Consider the following 13,770-nt stretch of genomic DNA (forward strand, 5'->3'; position numbering starts at 1 on the left):
CCGACCCACCCCTTTTGCGTGGAACCCGCAGTGGGCCGGCGAGGGCGGATCGGCCAAGACGCGGGGCCGACGGGTCAGCCCCGCACCGCGGCCGCGCGGCGGGGGCTGAACGCCCGCCGGTAGGCCGCGGGTGAGACCCCGAAAGCCGCCCGCATGTGCGCGCGCAGGGAGTTCGCCGAACCGAAGCCGGCCCGGTGCGCGACGAGGTCGATGGTCAGATCCGTCGTCTCCAGCAACTGCTTGGCCAGCTCCAGACGCTGGGCGGTGAGCCACTGCACCGGGGTCATGCCGACCTCGTCGCGGAAGCGCCTGGTGAAGGAGCGCAGGCTCATCCGGGCGTGCTCGGCGAGCTGGGCGAGCGAGAGCGGCTCGCCCAGGTGCTCCAGCGCCCAGGCACGGGTCGCCGTGGTGCCCGCCAGGGTGGGCTCGGGGACCGGGCGGTCGATGTACTGCGCCTGCCCGCCGTCCCGCCACGGCGGTACGACGCACATGCGCGCAGCCCGGTTGGCGGTGGCCGCGCCGTGGTCGCGGCGGATCAGGTGCAGGCACAGGTCGACGCCCGCTGCCACGCCCGCCGAGGTCAGCACGTCGCCGTCGTCGACGAAGAGGACGTCCTCGTCCACCCTGACCTTGGGATAGGCCCGGCGGAACTCCGGCGCCAGGTTCCAGTGGGTGGTCGCCGGGCGGCCGTCGAGCAGACCCGCCGCAGCGAGCACGTAGGAACCGGTGCAGATGGACACGAGCCGGGTCCCGGGCCGGATGCCCGCGATGGCCGCGGTGACCTCCGGGGGCAGCGGGCCGCCGCGGCCCAGCTCGGGCATGGCGTGCGTGGGCGGGACGATCACGGTGTCCGCGGCGGCCAGGGCCTCGGGTCCGGCCGCGGGCTGCACGGTGAAACCGGCGTCGCTGGGCACGGGAGCGCCGTCGGCGGTGCAGACGGTCACGTCGTAGAGCGGGCGGCCCTCGGCGTCCTGCACGCTGCCGAAGACGCGGGAGGGGATGCCGAGCTCGAAGGGCGGTACCCCGGGCAGGGCGAGCACGGCGACCCGGTGCGGCCGCGGCGACCCCTGCGCCCGGTCCCGCTCGGCTCCGACGGTGACCCCCTGCGCCAGGTCGCGCTCGGCTCCGGTCGCGATCCCCTGCGCTGTGCTCATGGCCAGATCCTGTCACATAGTGGCCGGACGGCCAATCCCCCGTCCGGTCTCCGTGCCACACAGTTGTCTGCATCGCGCCGGGAACCCCGGCGCCGAGCTGATCGAACACGGAAGAGAGACGGACAGCATGCGTGCAGTGGTCGTGGAGCAGTGGGGCGGTCCCGAGGCCCTCGTCGAGCGTGAGGCGGAGCGCCCGGAGCCCGGCCTGGGCGAGGTCCTGGTGCGGGTACACGCGGCCGGAGTGAACCCGGTGGACTGGAAGACCCGGGCCAGTGGGGGCCTCATCGAGTGGGGCGCCGTGCCGGCCGTCGGCTGGGACGTGTCCGGGACCGTCGAGGCCGTCGGGCCCGGCGTGGGGATCTTCCGTCCCGGAGACGAGGTCTTCGGCATGCCGCTGTTCCCCCGCCAGGCGGGCGCCTACGCCGAGTACGTCGTCGCACCGGCCCGGCACCTCGCCCCGAAGCCCGCGAACCTGACCCACGTCGAGGCGGCGGCGCTGCCGCTGGCCGCGCTCACCGCCTGGCAGGCCCTGGTGGACACGGCGGACGTGCGGCCCGGTGAGCGGGTGCTGGTGCACGCGGCGGCCGGCGGGGTCGGTCACTTCGCGGTGCAGATCGCCAAGGCCCGCGGCGCCCACGTCATCGGCACGGCCAGTGCCGCCAAGCACGACCTGGTGCGGCGGCTGGGCGCGGACGAGGTGGTCGACTACCGCGCGGAGCGCTTCGAGGACGTCGTGAGCGATGTCGACGTGGTCCTGGACGGCCTGGGCGGGGAGACGGCCCAACGCTCCCTGGCAGTGCTCCGGGACGGCGGCCGGCTGATCACCCTGCCCGGCCCGGACGACGTCCCGGCCGCCCACGACGGGGTGCGGGCGGCCTGGATGCTGGTCGAGCCCGACCACCTGGGACTGCGCGAGATCGCCGCCCTGGTGGAGCGGGGTGCGCTCAAGCCGGTGGTCGAGACGGTCCTGCCGCTCGCGCAGGCCGCGAAGGCGCACGAGATCGGTGAGCAGGGCCGCACGACCGGCAAGATCGTCCTCACGGTCGCCTGACCCGGGGACACGGGACGCGAGGCCGCCCGGGCCCGGGAACGCGAGTTCGCCACCCGGCCCGGGCCCCGGGGGCGTCAAGCCGTCCGCGGAGTCCTGAACCTGCGCCGGTACTCCGTCGGCGTGGTGTTCAGGCGGCGGCGGAACGCCCGCACCAGGGTGTCCGTCGTACCGAACCCGGTGAGGGCGGCGATGCGGTCCAACGTGGCGTCGGTGGACTCCAGTTCACGGCGCGCCTTCTCCACGCGGACGGACTCGATGTACGCGTGCGGCGTCATGCCCAGCTCCGTCTTGAAGAGCCTGGTCAGATGCCGCTCGCTCACATGCGCGTGGGCGGCGATGCCGGCGATGGTCAGCGGCCGGCCGATGTTGCGCATGATGTGGTGCCGGATGTCCTCGATACGGCGTGTGGTGGACACCTGCTCCAGCGGAACGCTGAACTGGCTCTGCCCGCCCGGCCGTTTGAGGTACATCACCAGCTGCCGGGCCACCCGCAGCGCGACGGCTTCGCCGAGGTCCTCGGCGATGAGGGCTAGCGACAGGTCGAGGCAGGCGCTGATGCCCGCGCCGGTCCAGACGTCGCCGTCCCGGATGAAGACGGGGTCGGCGTCGACCTCCACCTGCGGATGGTCGGCGGCGAGACGCTGCGCGGTGGACCAGTGCGTGGTGGCCCGTCTGCCGTCCAGCAGGCCAGCGGCGGCGAGGAGGTGCGCGCCGACGCACACGGACGTGATCCGCCGGGTGACGGAGGCGAGTTGCCCCACCCACCCGACCAGGCCTGCGTCGACCAGGGGGTGCACGCGGCCCTCGCCGTCCACCTCGACCGACCCGGGCACGATGAGGGTGTCGATGCGGCGCGCCGCGACCTGTTCGAACGTGGCATCCGGGAGCACCCGGACGCCCGCACCCGTGACGACGGGCTCCAACGTCTCGGCCGTCAGCACCACTTCGTAGTCCGCCGCCTCCCGGGTCTCGCGACGGGCCAGCGCGAACACCTCCGGCGGACCGGTGACGTCGAGCAGGTCGACACCTTCGAAAACGAGGACGACGACGAGTCGTCCGTTGCTCCCCGGCACGAGTCCCCCCCATGTGAACGGCATGTCCGTATCTGCATGTTAGACGTCATTGCCGACATGCGAGCGGCTGCATAGCGTGAGGGACGCAGCCCGGCGCACCGCCCGGGCCCCGCATCCCACCCGACACCACCAGGGGGCACCCCCATGTCCAGGACGACGCTGCGTCAGCTCAACGGGTTCGACGAGACGCCCGCGAAGCTCGCCGACTCGACGCTCATCCTGATCGACTTCCAGAACACCTACACCCGGGGCGTGATGGAGCTGGACGGCTGGGAGGCGTCCCTCGACGCCGCCGAGCAACTGCTGGCACGCGCCCGTGGAGCGGGCACGAAGGTCGTCCATGTGGTCAACGACGGCGGCGAGGGCACGCCGTACGACATCCGGGCCGAGATCGGCCGGGTCCACCCCCGCCTTGCACCCGTGGACGGTGAGACGGTCGTCGTCAAGCAGGTCCCGAACGCGTTCCACGGCACCGACCTGGGCACACACGTCCCGGACGGGCAGGACGTCATCCTGGCCGGCTGGATGACCCACATGTGTGTGGCGTTCACCGCCCAGGGCGCGTTCCTGCGCGGCAACCGTCCCACGGTCGTCGCCGAGGCCACCGCGACCCGCTCCCTGCCGGTCGCCGGTACGGACCTGGACGCCGACCAGGTGCAGCACGCCGCCCTCGCCACCATCGCCGACCTCTACGGCGTCGTCGTCACCTCGCAGAAGGAGATCGTGTGATGCGTGGTCGAAGGCAGGGCGGAGCGTCCCGGCCCTGACGCCGGCCAAGGGGGAGTGACCGCCGCACGTCAGCCGCGCAGGCGGGCGTTGAGCCGGGCGGCCTGACGGGTGAGGTGGTCGCGTTCCGCCAGGTTGGGCGCCTTGCGGGCCGCCTCGGCGTACAGCCGCGCCGCTCTCGCGGGGTCGCCGTCGCGCTCGTGCAGGTGGGCCGCCACCGCGGCGTGCCGGGGCAGCCCGGGGTCGAGGTCCGCGAGCGCCGCCAGACCGGCGCGCGGTCCGTCCGCCTCACCTACGGCGACGGCGCGGTTGAGACGGACCAGCGGGCTGTCCGTCAGCCGCACCAGCTCGTCGTACCACTCGACGATCTGCACCCAGTCGGTCTCCTCGGCCGTGGGCGCGTCGGCGTGCAGCGCCGCGATGGCGGCCTGGGCCTGGAACTCGCCCAGCCGGTCGCGCGCGAGCGCCGCCTGCAGGATCGCCACGCCCTCGGCGATCGACGCGGTGTCCCAGCGGGCCCGGTCCTGCTCGGCGAGGGGGACCAGGCTGCCGTCCGGGGCGATGCGTGCGGCACGCCGGGCGTGGTGCAGCAGCATGAGGGCGAGCAGGCCCGCCACCTCCGGGTGGTCGACGTGGGCCGCGAGCTGCCGGGTGAGCCGGATCGCCTCGGCGGCCAGGTCGACGTCACCGGAGTAGCCCTCGTTGAAGACCAGATAGAGGACCCGCAGCACGGTGGCCACGTCCCCGGGCTGCTCGAACCGCACCCCGGACACGGTCCGCTTCGCGCGGCTGATCCGCTGCGCCATGGTCGCCTCCGGCACCAGGTAGGCCTGGGCGATCTGGCGGGTGGTCAGGCCACCGACGGCGCGCAGCGTGAGCGCGACGGCGGACGCGGGAGTCAGCGACGGATGGGCGCACAGGAAGTAGAGCTGGAGCGTGTCGTCCACCTCCGGCGCGGGCCCGGGCGCCGGCTCGCCGTCGGCGACGTCCTCGCGCCGGCGGCGGGCGGCGTCCGAGCGGACCGCGTCCAGGAACTTGCGCCAGGCCACGGTGACCAGCCAGCCCTTCGCATCCCGCGGAGGGTCGGCCGGCCAGACGCGGACCGCCTCGACCAGCGCCTCCTGGACGGCGTCCTCGGCCGCCGCGAAATCGGCTCCGCGGCGGACGAGGACGGCGAGCACGCTCGGGGTGAGGCTGCGCAGCAGAGCCTCGTCCATGGATGCGGTCACTCCGTGATGGTGGGCGGCGCGGCGAGGAAGGGGCGCACCTCCAGCCACTCGTGGATGGGCTTGCCGCCGGCGCCGGGCGCGGCGGACAGCTCCCCGGCCAGTTCGAGGGCGCGCGCTTCGCTGTCGACGTCGATCACCATCCAGCCGGCGATCAGGTCCTTGGTCTCGGCGAACGGGCCGTCGGTGACCGGCGGGCGCCCCTCACCGTCGTAGCGGACCCACATCCCCTCGGGCGCGAGCGCCTGAGCGTCGACGAACTCGCCCGTCTTCTCCAGCCGGGCCGCGAACTCGTGCATGTACTGCATGTGCGCCGTGACCTCCTGCGGGGCCCACTGGTCCATCGGTGCGCAGTTCACCGGCTCCGGAGCGCCGCGGTAGTGCTTGAGCAGCAGGTACTTGGCCATGGTCGGTCTCCTCGGTACAGGTGCGGACCATTGTGGTCGCGTTCACCCCGGGGACGGGGCAGGTCTCGGTTTCTCGACATCGCCGCCGGAATTTTTCTCATCGATTTTTCCAGGGGCTTCATGGAAGGCGTCCCCGGCACCGTCGTGACGGGCCCGCCGGGGGAGGGGGGCCGCACCGCCCGAACAAGTGAACCCCTGACCACCCGAAGTCGGAATGGCTACCCGGGCCCTGCGCGGGTATCCGCACAGTCGACCCCGTGACATCGGCACAGGCAGGGAAAAACGTGGACGGACGTTCGCTTCGCGCGGTGGGCTGGGCACGCTCATTGCCGCTCAGCAGTCAGGTGAAGACGGCACGCGACTGGGCGCGGGCCCATCTGGACGAACTCGGCTGGACCAGCAGCGCACCCGATACGGCGGACGACGTCCTGCTGATCGTGTCGGAACTGGTGACCAACGCGCACGTGCACGGGCACAGCTCCGCCCAGCTGGTGATGTCCTGGGACGGCCAGTGCCTGCACGTCGCCGTGCACGACTCCTCACCCGTCCTGCCGGCTCCCCGCCAGCCCGACGCGCTCCAGACCGGCGGCCGCGGCATGCTGCTCATGGACGCGCTGGCCGACCACTGGGCGGCCAAGTCCTGCCCGCACGGCAAGAGCGTCATCGCCTGCTTCCGCCCGCCGTCCCGCCAGGAGCGCTGACACGGGAGCGGACCGCCTCCGGCACTGCGCCGGGTTGGACCGACAGGGTGGTGGAGCCGCCGCTCACGTCCGTCAAGCCTCTCGTCCGCGGTGATCCTTGCTAGCTTCGCGAGCTGTTCCGAGGGCCCCGAACGCCTCCAGCCGAGGCGGGGCCACGACTGTGAGCCGAGGCGAGGGTGGCAGGTGTGAGGGAAGACGCGGAGACGCCGGCTGTGGCTCCGTTCAAGCGCAGGAGTTTTCTGGCCACCGCCGCCGTGGCGGCCGGTGCGTCGGTCACCGCGGGGGCCGATCCGGCCTCGGCCGCCGCAGGGCCCCGCCCCGGACCACCCGAGTCGGCGCCGCTGGGTTCCGTGGCATGCCTGCTGGCCGTGCCCGAGGCCGGACGCGGCATCGACTGGCTCAGATCGGCCCTTCAGGTCGCCGTGGAGCTGGAACTGTCCGCCATCCCGCCGTACCTGTGCGGCTGGTGGTCCGTCAGGGACCGCGGCTCGGAGGCCGCACGGCTGATCCGGCGCATCATCGACGACGAGATGTACCACCTCGGTGTCGTGTGCAACCTGCTGGTGGCCGTGGGCGGGCAGCCCCGGATCAAGGCCGCGGCGCCCACGTACCCCGGCCCGCTGCCCGGCGGCGTCCGCACCGGTGTGACCCTGTACCTCTCGGGCCTCACCAGGTCCTTCGTGCACGACGTGATGATGGCCATCGAGGCCCCCGAGGAATCACTCGCACGCGGCGGCCGCGCCGCGCCCACCGTCGGCGCCTTCTACGGCGACCTGCTGAAGGGCTTCCGGACCGTGGCCCCGCGGTTGTCGGCGCGTGGACAGCTGAACGCGCGCATCGGCTCCGACGAACTGAGGCCCGCCGAGACCCTTCTCGACGTCGAGCGCTCCCTCGACATCATCAGGGAGCAGGGCGAGGGCACGAGCCGGTCCCCGGCCGACTCCTTCGACGACGACCGCCCGGCCCACTACTACGCCTTCGGCGAGATCTACCACGGCCGGCAGTTGCGGGAGACCCCCGAGGGCTGGACGTTCACCGGCCCGCCCGTCCCCTTCCCCGACGCGCGCCCGATGGCCCGGGTCCCGGCGGGCGGCTGGCCCCGGCCGCCGGCGCCCGTCCAGCAGCTCCTGCACAGGTTCGACACCGGCTACACCACCGTCCTGGACGCCCTCGACGCGGCCTGGGCAGACGGCGGCCCCCGCGCCCTGGACGCGGCCATCCACGCCATGCGCGGCGTGGAAGAGCCCGCCGTGCGGCTGATGGAGACCGAGATCCCCGGCACCCGGAGCACGTACGGACCCCAGTTCCGCGTGCTCCACCAGCCGCCGCACATGGCACCCGCGTCAGCGGGAGACCCGGGTGAGGGTTGCCCGAAGTGACCCCTGAGGCCGCAGGTTCGCGCCGAAGACGGCCGTACGGGGCGCAGGGGTGAGGCTCGGCCGGTAGGCGGGCAGCAGCAGGCGCAGCAGCGTGACCGTCTCCCGGAGGGCGAAGTGCTGTCCGAGGCAGGCCCGGGCTCCGATGCCGAACGGCTGGAACGCGGCCGGGTGGGTGGGGCGCTCGCCCTCCGGCAGGAAACGGGACGGGTCGAAGCGTTCGGGGTCCGGCCACAGGCCCGGGATGCGGTGGGTGAGATACGGGCAGACCAGGACGCTCGTGCCGGCGGGGACCGGATGCCCGTCGAGTACGTCGTCCTGCGCGGCGTGCCGCGGGATGAGCCAGACGGCCGGATACAGCCGGAGCGTCTCCTGGACCAGGGCGCCGAGCAGGGCGTCGCGCCGGGCGGTGTCCGGTGCGGCGGCGTAGGCGGTGAGGAACTGCTCGTGGACGTCCGGGTGCCGGTCGAGGAGGACGAACAGCCAGCACAGCGTCTGCGCCGTCGTCTCGTGACCGGCGACGAGCAGCGTCACCAGTTCGTCGCGGATGAGCCGGTCCGTGTAGAGCGGGTCGCTCTCGGACGCGTCGAGGAGCAGCCCGAGCACCGTGGGGGAGCGGTCGGACATCTCCCGCGCGCGGTGGGCCCGGGCCGAGGCGATGACGCGGTGTGCGGTGGTGTCGATCTGGCGCAGGGCGGCGTCCACGGCGAGCGACGGGTCGCTCGCGCCACCGGCGGTGGTGGGCAGTGAGGCGACCACCGTGCCGACGGCGTCGAGTTCGCGCTGTGTCACCTCGTCCAGGGCGACGCCGGTCAAGGAGCGCCAGATGGTGTCGAGGGCGAAGAACCGCATGTCCTGTCCGACGTCCACGGGCGTGGCGGCGGTGACGGCGGTCTCCCAGCGGTCGGCGATGCGCTCGGCGGCCGCGGCGATGTGCCGCTCCCAGCGTTTCGTCCCGGCCACGGTGAACTGCGCCTGTAGCAGCCTGCGTTGGCGTTTCCAGGGTTCGCCCGTGGCGGAGATCAGACCGTCGCCGAGCAGCCGCCGGGCGCGGTGCCCCCGCTTGACGTACACGTCCGGGCGCCTGGCCAGGACCTGCTGCGTCTGCTCGGGACCCGTGACGAGGACACAGGGCTGGTCACCGATGCGCACAGCGGTCAGCGGACCGTCCTCGGCGGCCTCCCGCAGCAGTTCGATCATGTTGTTCGACGACTGCACCGGCGGGCTCTTGGCTTCGTCGAGGGTCATGGCGCTCCCGAGTCGGACGATACGGCGGCACCCGTACGACGGCACCGCGGCGGCAGGCCGGCATATTACCCTGCGAATCCCTGTCATCACCTGCAGTAGTATCCGCAGGCGGAACGGGCATCGGCAGCTGAGGACACCGGCGTGACGGCACTGGAAACCGTGGACTACGTGGATGCGGACGACCGCCCCGTGGCGTGCGGCCCTCGCGGTGGCGCCGCAGCTCAGGGCCTGTGCTACCGGGTCGCCGCGACCGTGTGCGTGGGCCCCGCGGGACGTCTCCTGGTCTACCGCAGATCCGCGGAAGCCGCGGTCTACCCGGCCCACCACGACATCCTCGTCGGCGGCTGCCCCCGAGCCGGGGAGAGCTACCGGGAGGCAGCCGTCCGCGAACTGCACGAGGAGCTGGGCGTCCGAGCCGCACCGCGCCAGGTGCTGCACGTCCGGTGCGCGTCTCCCGTCGGTGACTGCTGGCTCACCGTGCATCTGGCCGAGATCCCGACCGCACTGCGCGTGGACCCGCGGGAGATCGCCGAGCACTTCTTCGTCCCGCCGCACCGGCTGCTCGCGCGGATGCCGAGTCCCTTCGTCCCCGAGGGGCACCGCGTCCTGACCCGTCTGTTCGGCTGACCCAGAGCCACGCCGCACGCACCCGCTCCCACCCGCTATCCCCACCCGCCCGACGCGAGAAAGACACCGTGACTGCATCTCCGACGCCCACGGGCACGACGCCCACGCACCTCCACGCCGCCGTCACCCGCTGCCGGAACCGGCTGGCCCGGCGGGTCGTCGCCGCCGTCGGCCCGGACGGCCTGCTGCCCGCCCCCTGCGCGAGCAGGGCCCTGGAATCCGCGCTCACGCTCGCCCTGCTCAACGCGGAACACGCCGAACCGGAAGCGGCCCGCCGCCTCACCGCCTTCCTGCGCACAACCCTGCACAGCGACCCGCCGGACGCACTGCAGCGCGCTGTCGCCCACGCCGCCCTCGGCCGGCACTGCGACGCGGAAGGAGCACTGCGCGACGGACTCGGCGCCTTCGACCACTTCACCGCCGGCCGCAAGCAGTTGATGTTCCAGACGCTCCTCGCCGCACTCGGCGCGACCGAGTACCCCGCCGCGCCCTGGGAGGCGTACGACGCCACGGGCCAGCAGAGCTGGCTGCACATGGAGATGACGGCGTTGAAGGTGCTCACCGCCTACGGCACCCACCGCACCACCATGGTGAACGACGCCGACTGGCACGCCCTGCTGCCGGCGCTGCAACCAGGCCCTGCCTGGGAACGCAACAACTTCGCACAGCTGCTCGCGCTGCTCGCCCTGCGCCATTGCCCACGTCACCGCGCCGCCCTGCGTGACACCCTCAAGCACGTCGCCGGCCGGCTGCGTCCGGACGGCGGCGTCCCCTTCGTCGACGGCTTGGACCTCTTCGCCACCGCGGTCGCAGGGCTCGCCCTGTGCCGCCTCGAGCCGACCGCCGCCGAAGTGGCCGCCATGGCCGACGCCCTGGCCGTCCGCCGCAACGCGGACGGCGGCTTCGGCTTCCACCCCGGTGTCCGGCAGAGCGACGTCGACGACACCTGCTACGCACTGGAGTTCCTGCGCCGGGCGGCGCCCGAGCGCCACCGGGCCGCCATCGGCGCGGCGGAGGCGTACCTGCTCGACGTCCGCAACCCCGACGGAGGCTTCCCCACCTTCGCCCGCGGCACCTGCTCCGAGATCGCCATGACGGCGGCCGCGGCCACCGCGCTGGCCCCCAACCCCGGTCACGGGGAAGCAGTCCGTGCGGCCGTCCGCCACGTCGCGGCGCATCAGCAGGCCGACGGCACGTTCGAGCGCAGCTGGAGCCGCAGCGCCACGAACGCGATCTTCCGCGCGGTGCTCGCGCTGCGCTGCACGGAGCCGGACGACCCCGAGACGCCCGCCTTCACGGAGGCGGCCGAGCGGGCGCTGCGCCACCTGGCCGCCACTCAGCACCCGGACGGCGGCTGGGGCCACACCCGCGGCGACAGCAGTGACCCGATCACCACGGCCTACGCCGTCATCGCCCTCAGCAGCCTGCCCGGGCACCGCACCGCACGCGACCGTGCGCTCGCCCACCTCGTCGCCCGGCAACAGCCCGACGGCGGCTACCGCAGCCGCCCCGACCAGGCGGGCCCCCGGCCCCTGCTGTTCGACGTACCGGTCCTGGCGGACGTCTTCGTCCTGCTCGCCCTGGCCCACGCCACAGCGCCCACGGCCGCGGGCACGGCGCGACGACCGCGACCGTAGACCGGCCGTCTGCGCCTCTCAGCTCAGCTGCCGCACCGACATCAGCAGGTGCCGGTGGTCCTCGCCGTCGGCCCCCTCCGCCTGCGGTGCGGCGCTGAGCAGTGTCCGCCGGCCGGAACCGAGGAGTTCGAAGCGCACCTGCGACGCGTCGAAGGACTGAAGGGCCTCCAGCAGATACGCGGGGTTGAAGGCGACGGCCAGTTCATCGGCGCCGCCGAGCGTGGCGGCGACCTGCTGTGAGGCGACATCGTCCGCGTAGCCGGCCTGCAGCAGGACGGTCCCCCGGGCGGAGAATTCCAGCCGGACGGGGCTGTTCGGCTCGGCCACGACCGAGACACGGCGGACGGCCTCGGCGAGCGCCTCCCGGTCGGTGACGGCCACCGCAGGACCGTCCAGGGCGAACAACGTGTCGTAGCGCGGCAGTCGTCCGTCGAGGAGCCGCACCGTCGTGTGCATGCCGTCACCCTCGAAAGCGATCAGCCCGGCCCCCGAGTCGCCGGGGCCGCTCAGCCCGATCCGGATGATCCCCGCCTTGGCCAGCGAACGGGAGATCTCGGCCAGTCTGCGACCGGGCACCACGATCTCCGCCACGTCCGTGTCCGCCGTCTCCGGCTTCCACGACACGGTGCGCACCGCGTACCGGTAGCGGTCCGACGCGGCCAGCGTCATGTACCCGCCGTCCAGCCGCATCTGGATCCCGGTGAGCACGGGCAGCGACTCGTCACGGCCCGCGGCGATCGCCACCTGTGCGACCGCCGCGGCGAAGCAGGCCGCATCCACCGTTCCGCGTGACGGGGGAAGCCCGGGGAGGGCCGGGTACTCCTCCCTGGGCAGGGTCGACAGACCGAAACGCGTACCGCCGGCCTCGACGGTGAAACGCGTGCCCTCCACCGAGCACGCCACCACCGCGTCGGGCAGCACCCGGCAGATGTCCAGGAGTCTGCGCCCCAGCACGAGCACCTGCCCCGCGTCCGCCGTCTCCGCCGGAACCTCGATCTTCGCCGACGCCTCGTAGTCGAACCCCGAGATACGCAGCCGCCCTTGCCCCGCGTCGAGCATCAGGCCGCCCAGCACGGGCACCGGCGACCGGGTGGGCAGCGACTTGGCCCCCCAGGTCACGGCCTCCATGAGAACGTCGCGTTCGATCCGGAACCGCATCTGTCCTACTCCCCGTCACCCGACACCAGTTGATCGCGCACGCTATACGCCGCCACTGACAACGCCCGGGGCCGAAGCAGCACCGCTTCGGGGGTGCGGGCAGCGGCGCCGCCGGCCGGCACGGCACAATCCCAGGGTGAAACTCACCGCGCGGCAACTCGCCTTGGCGACCCTGGACCGTCAGTTCCTGCTCGAACGCCGGTCCCTCGACGTCGTCGAGGCGGTCCGCCGGGTCTGCGCTCTCCAGGCGCAGGCACCCGCATCGCCGTACCTGGCGCTGTGGAACCGCGTGCGGGACTTCGCGCCCGAAGACCTCGACGCCGCGTTCGCGGACGGCCGGATCGTGAAGGCGACCCTGATGCGGATCACGCTGCACGCCGTGCACGCCGAGGACTACGCGCCCTTCCGCGCGGCCATGCTGGGCACGCTGCGGTCGGCCCGGCTGTACGACCGCCGTTTCACCACGACGGGGCTGACCCCCGCCGACGCCGACGCACTGCTGCCCGAGCTCGCCCGCTTCCTGGCGCACCCCCGCACCGGCGCAGAGGTGCGGGAAGAGGTCACCGCACGGTTCGGCGAGCACGCGCACCGCGTGTGGTGGGCGCTGCGCACCTTCGCGCCGGTACACCACGCGCCGACCGGTGGTCCCTGGTCGTTCATGCAGCGCAACGCCTATCGCGCGGCCCCGGCCGCATTCGACCCCGGACCGCAGGAGGCGGCCGCGGGCGTGCGGCGGCTGCTGCTCGCCTACCTACGGGCGTTCGGCCCCGCATCGGCGGGGGACTTCGCCCGCTTCACCCTGCTCACCCGCGCGGTGATCACGCAGGCGGTGCACGAGCTCGATGACCAGCTTGTCCGCCTGGCAGGCCCGGGCCGCGCCCCCCTGTTCGACGTGGCGGACGCCGCCCCCGTGCCGGCCGAGGACACCCCGGCGCCGCCACGACTGCTGCCGATGTGGGACAGCGTGCTGCTGGCCCACGCCGGCCCCGGACGGCTCGTCCCCGAGGAGTACCGGCCGCTGATCGCCCGGCGCAACGGCGACACCCTCCCGTGCCTGCTCGTCGACGGGCAGGTCGCCGGAGTGTGGCGTACACATGGCGACGGGCTGGAGCTGACCGCGTTCCACCGGCTGAGCAGGACCGCCTGGCGCGGTCTGACCGAGGAGGCGGAGAAGCTGTCCGCACTGCTCGCGCCGCGCGATCCCGCGGTCTACCGGTACTACGGTCACTGGTGGGAGAAGGGCTTCCCCGGCGTCGAGACCCGCATGGTCAGGGCGTAGCGCCGGAACTTCGAGGCGCGGCCCGTCGGCACACAGCGGTTCCACTCCTCGTCCATCTCCCGCATGACATCGCTCAGCCCCGCTCGCGCAGGCCCGCGGAGCAGCCG

At 73.3% G+C, this 13,770-nt stretch carries 13 protein-coding genes; 7 read left to right on the forward strand and 6 right to left on the reverse strand.

Going from position 1 to position 13,770, the window contains the following annotated elements; translation table 11 throughout:
• Window positions 1-74: 74 nt before the first annotated feature.
• Window positions 75-1,154, reverse strand: a complete 1,080-nt coding sequence (locus tag AB0J12_RS05380) for a helix-turn-helix domain-containing protein (RefSeq protein WP_363262867.1) — start codon at window positions 1,152-1,154, stop codon at window positions 75-77.
• A 127-nt stretch (window positions 1,155-1,281) separates the two neighbouring features.
• Here AB0J12_RS05380 and AB0J12_RS05385 point away from each other — a divergent pair, with 127 nt between their 5' ends.
• On the forward strand, window positions 1,282-2,205 hold the full coding sequence (locus AB0J12_RS05385; RefSeq protein ID WP_363262868.1) for an NADP-dependent oxidoreductase: 924 nt from the start codon (window positions 1,282-1,284) through the stop codon (window positions 2,203-2,205).
• A gap of 74 nt (window positions 2,206-2,279) precedes the next feature.
• On the opposite strand, the gene AB0J12_RS05390 is transcribed toward AB0J12_RS05385, so the two are convergent.
• Window positions 2,280-3,302, reverse strand: coding sequence for a helix-turn-helix domain-containing protein (locus AB0J12_RS05390; RefSeq protein WP_363262869.1), 1,023 nt, complete (start codon window positions 3,300-3,302; stop codon window positions 2,280-2,282).
• Window positions 3,303-3,422: 120 nt separating this feature from the next.
• On the opposite strand from AB0J12_RS05390, the gene AB0J12_RS05395 reads away from it, so the two are divergent.
• On the forward strand, window positions 3,423-4,007 hold the full coding sequence (locus AB0J12_RS05395) for a cysteine hydrolase family protein (protein WP_363262870.1): 585 nt from the start codon (window positions 3,423-3,425) through the stop codon (window positions 4,005-4,007).
• 68 nt (window positions 4,008-4,075) lie between these two features.
• Here the strand turns inward: AB0J12_RS05395 and AB0J12_RS05400 are convergent, their stop codons facing one another.
• Both AB0J12_RS05400 and AB0J12_RS05405 read right to left on the reverse strand, forming a co-directional pair.
• Window positions 4,076-5,221 (reverse strand): DUF6596 domain-containing protein, encoded by a 1,146-nt coding sequence (locus AB0J12_RS05400; protein WP_363263215.1) that lies wholly within the window; start codon window positions 5,219-5,221, stop codon window positions 4,076-4,078.
• Between the two features lie 8 nt (window positions 5,222-5,229).
• Window positions 5,230-5,637, reverse strand: a complete 408-nt coding sequence (locus AB0J12_RS05405) for a YciI family protein (protein WP_363262871.1) — start codon at window positions 5,635-5,637, stop codon at window positions 5,230-5,232.
• 284 nt (window positions 5,638-5,921) lie between these two features.
• Here AB0J12_RS05405 and AB0J12_RS05410 point away from each other — a divergent pair, with 284 nt between their 5' ends.
• A complete protein-coding gene (locus tag AB0J12_RS05410) occupies window positions 5,922-6,338 on the forward strand; it encodes an ATP-binding protein (protein WP_363262872.1) in 417 nt (138 codons plus the stop codon).
• A 212-nt stretch (window positions 6,339-6,550) separates the two neighbouring features.
• Window positions 6,551-7,717, forward strand: coding sequence for a ferritin-like protein (locus tag AB0J12_RS05415; RefSeq protein WP_363262873.1), 1,167 nt, complete (start codon window positions 6,551-6,553; stop codon window positions 7,715-7,717).
• Here the strand turns inward: AB0J12_RS05415 and AB0J12_RS05420 are convergent.
• Window positions 7,682-8,962 (reverse strand): cytochrome P450, encoded by a 1,281-nt coding sequence (locus tag AB0J12_RS05420; protein WP_363262874.1) that lies wholly within the window; start codon window positions 8,960-8,962, stop codon window positions 7,682-7,684. The genes AB0J12_RS05415 and AB0J12_RS05420 overlap by 36 nt on opposite strands.
• 141 nt (window positions 8,963-9,103) lie before the next feature.
• On the opposite strand from AB0J12_RS05420, the gene AB0J12_RS05425 reads away from it, so the two are divergent.
• Both AB0J12_RS05425 and AB0J12_RS05430 read left to right on the forward strand, forming a co-directional pair.
• Complete coding sequence (locus AB0J12_RS05425) at window positions 9,104-9,589, forward strand: NUDIX domain-containing protein (protein ID WP_363262875.1); 486 nt, start codon at window positions 9,104-9,106, stop codon at window positions 9,587-9,589.
• Window positions 9,590-9,657: 68 nt separating this feature from the next.
• The gene (locus tag AB0J12_RS05430) at window positions 9,658-11,226 is read left to right on the forward strand and encodes a prenyltransferase/squalene oxidase repeat-containing protein (RefSeq protein WP_363262876.1); all 1,569 of its coding nucleotides are present in this window, start codon (window positions 9,658-9,660) and stop codon (window positions 11,224-11,226) included.
• Window positions 11,227-11,244: 18 nt separating this feature from the next.
• Here AB0J12_RS05430 and dnaN read toward each other — a convergent pair whose 3' ends face one another.
• Window positions 11,245-12,384, reverse strand: a complete 1,140-nt coding sequence (gene dnaN / locus AB0J12_RS05435; protein WP_363262877.1) for a DNA polymerase III subunit beta — start codon at window positions 12,382-12,384, stop codon at window positions 11,245-11,247.
• Between the two features lie 136 nt (window positions 12,385-12,520).
• Here dnaN and AB0J12_RS05440 point away from each other — a divergent pair, with 136 nt between their 5' ends.
• Complete coding sequence (locus AB0J12_RS05440) at window positions 12,521-13,663, forward strand: winged helix DNA-binding domain-containing protein (protein WP_363262878.1); 1,143 nt, start codon at window positions 12,521-12,523, stop codon at window positions 13,661-13,663.
• The last annotated feature ends 107 nt before the right edge of the window (window positions 13,664-13,770 follow it).

Origin of the sequence: Streptomyces sp. NPDC049915 (assembly GCF_040656475.1) — a bacterium.
In the GTDB taxonomy this organism is placed as follows: domain Bacteria; phylum Actinomycetota; class Actinomycetes; order Streptomycetales; family Streptomycetaceae; genus Streptomyces.

Coding starts and splice junctions, on each gene's coding strand:
- AB0J12_RS05380 (WP_363262867.1), bottom strand. CDS start 1,154: ATGAGCACAGCGCAGGGGATCGCGACCGGAGCCGAGCGCGACCTGGCG.
- AB0J12_RS05385 (WP_363262868.1), top strand. CDS start 1,282: ATGCGTGCAGTGGTCGTGGAGCAGTGGGGCGGTCCCGAGGCCCTCGTC.
- AB0J12_RS05390 (WP_363262869.1), bottom strand. CDS start 3,302: ATGCCGTTCACATGGGGGGGACTCGTGCCGGGGAGCAACGGACGACTC.
- AB0J12_RS05395 (WP_363262870.1), top strand. CDS start 3,423: ATGTCCAGGACGACGCTGCGTCAGCTCAACGGGTTCGACGAGACGCCC.
- AB0J12_RS05400 (WP_363263215.1), bottom strand. CDS start 5,221: ATGGACGAGGCTCTGCTGCGCAGCCTCACCCCGAGCGTGCTCGCCGTC.
- AB0J12_RS05405 (WP_363262871.1), bottom strand. CDS start 5,637: ATGGCCAAGTACCTGCTGCTCAAGCACTACCGCGGCGCTCCGGAGCCG.
- AB0J12_RS05420 (WP_363262874.1), bottom strand. CDS start 8,962: ATGACCCTCGACGAAGCCAAGAGCCCGCCGGTGCAGTCGTCGAACAAC.
- dnaN (WP_363262877.1), bottom strand. CDS start 12,384: ATGCGGTTCCGGATCGAACGCGACGTTCTCATGGAGGCCGTGACCTGG.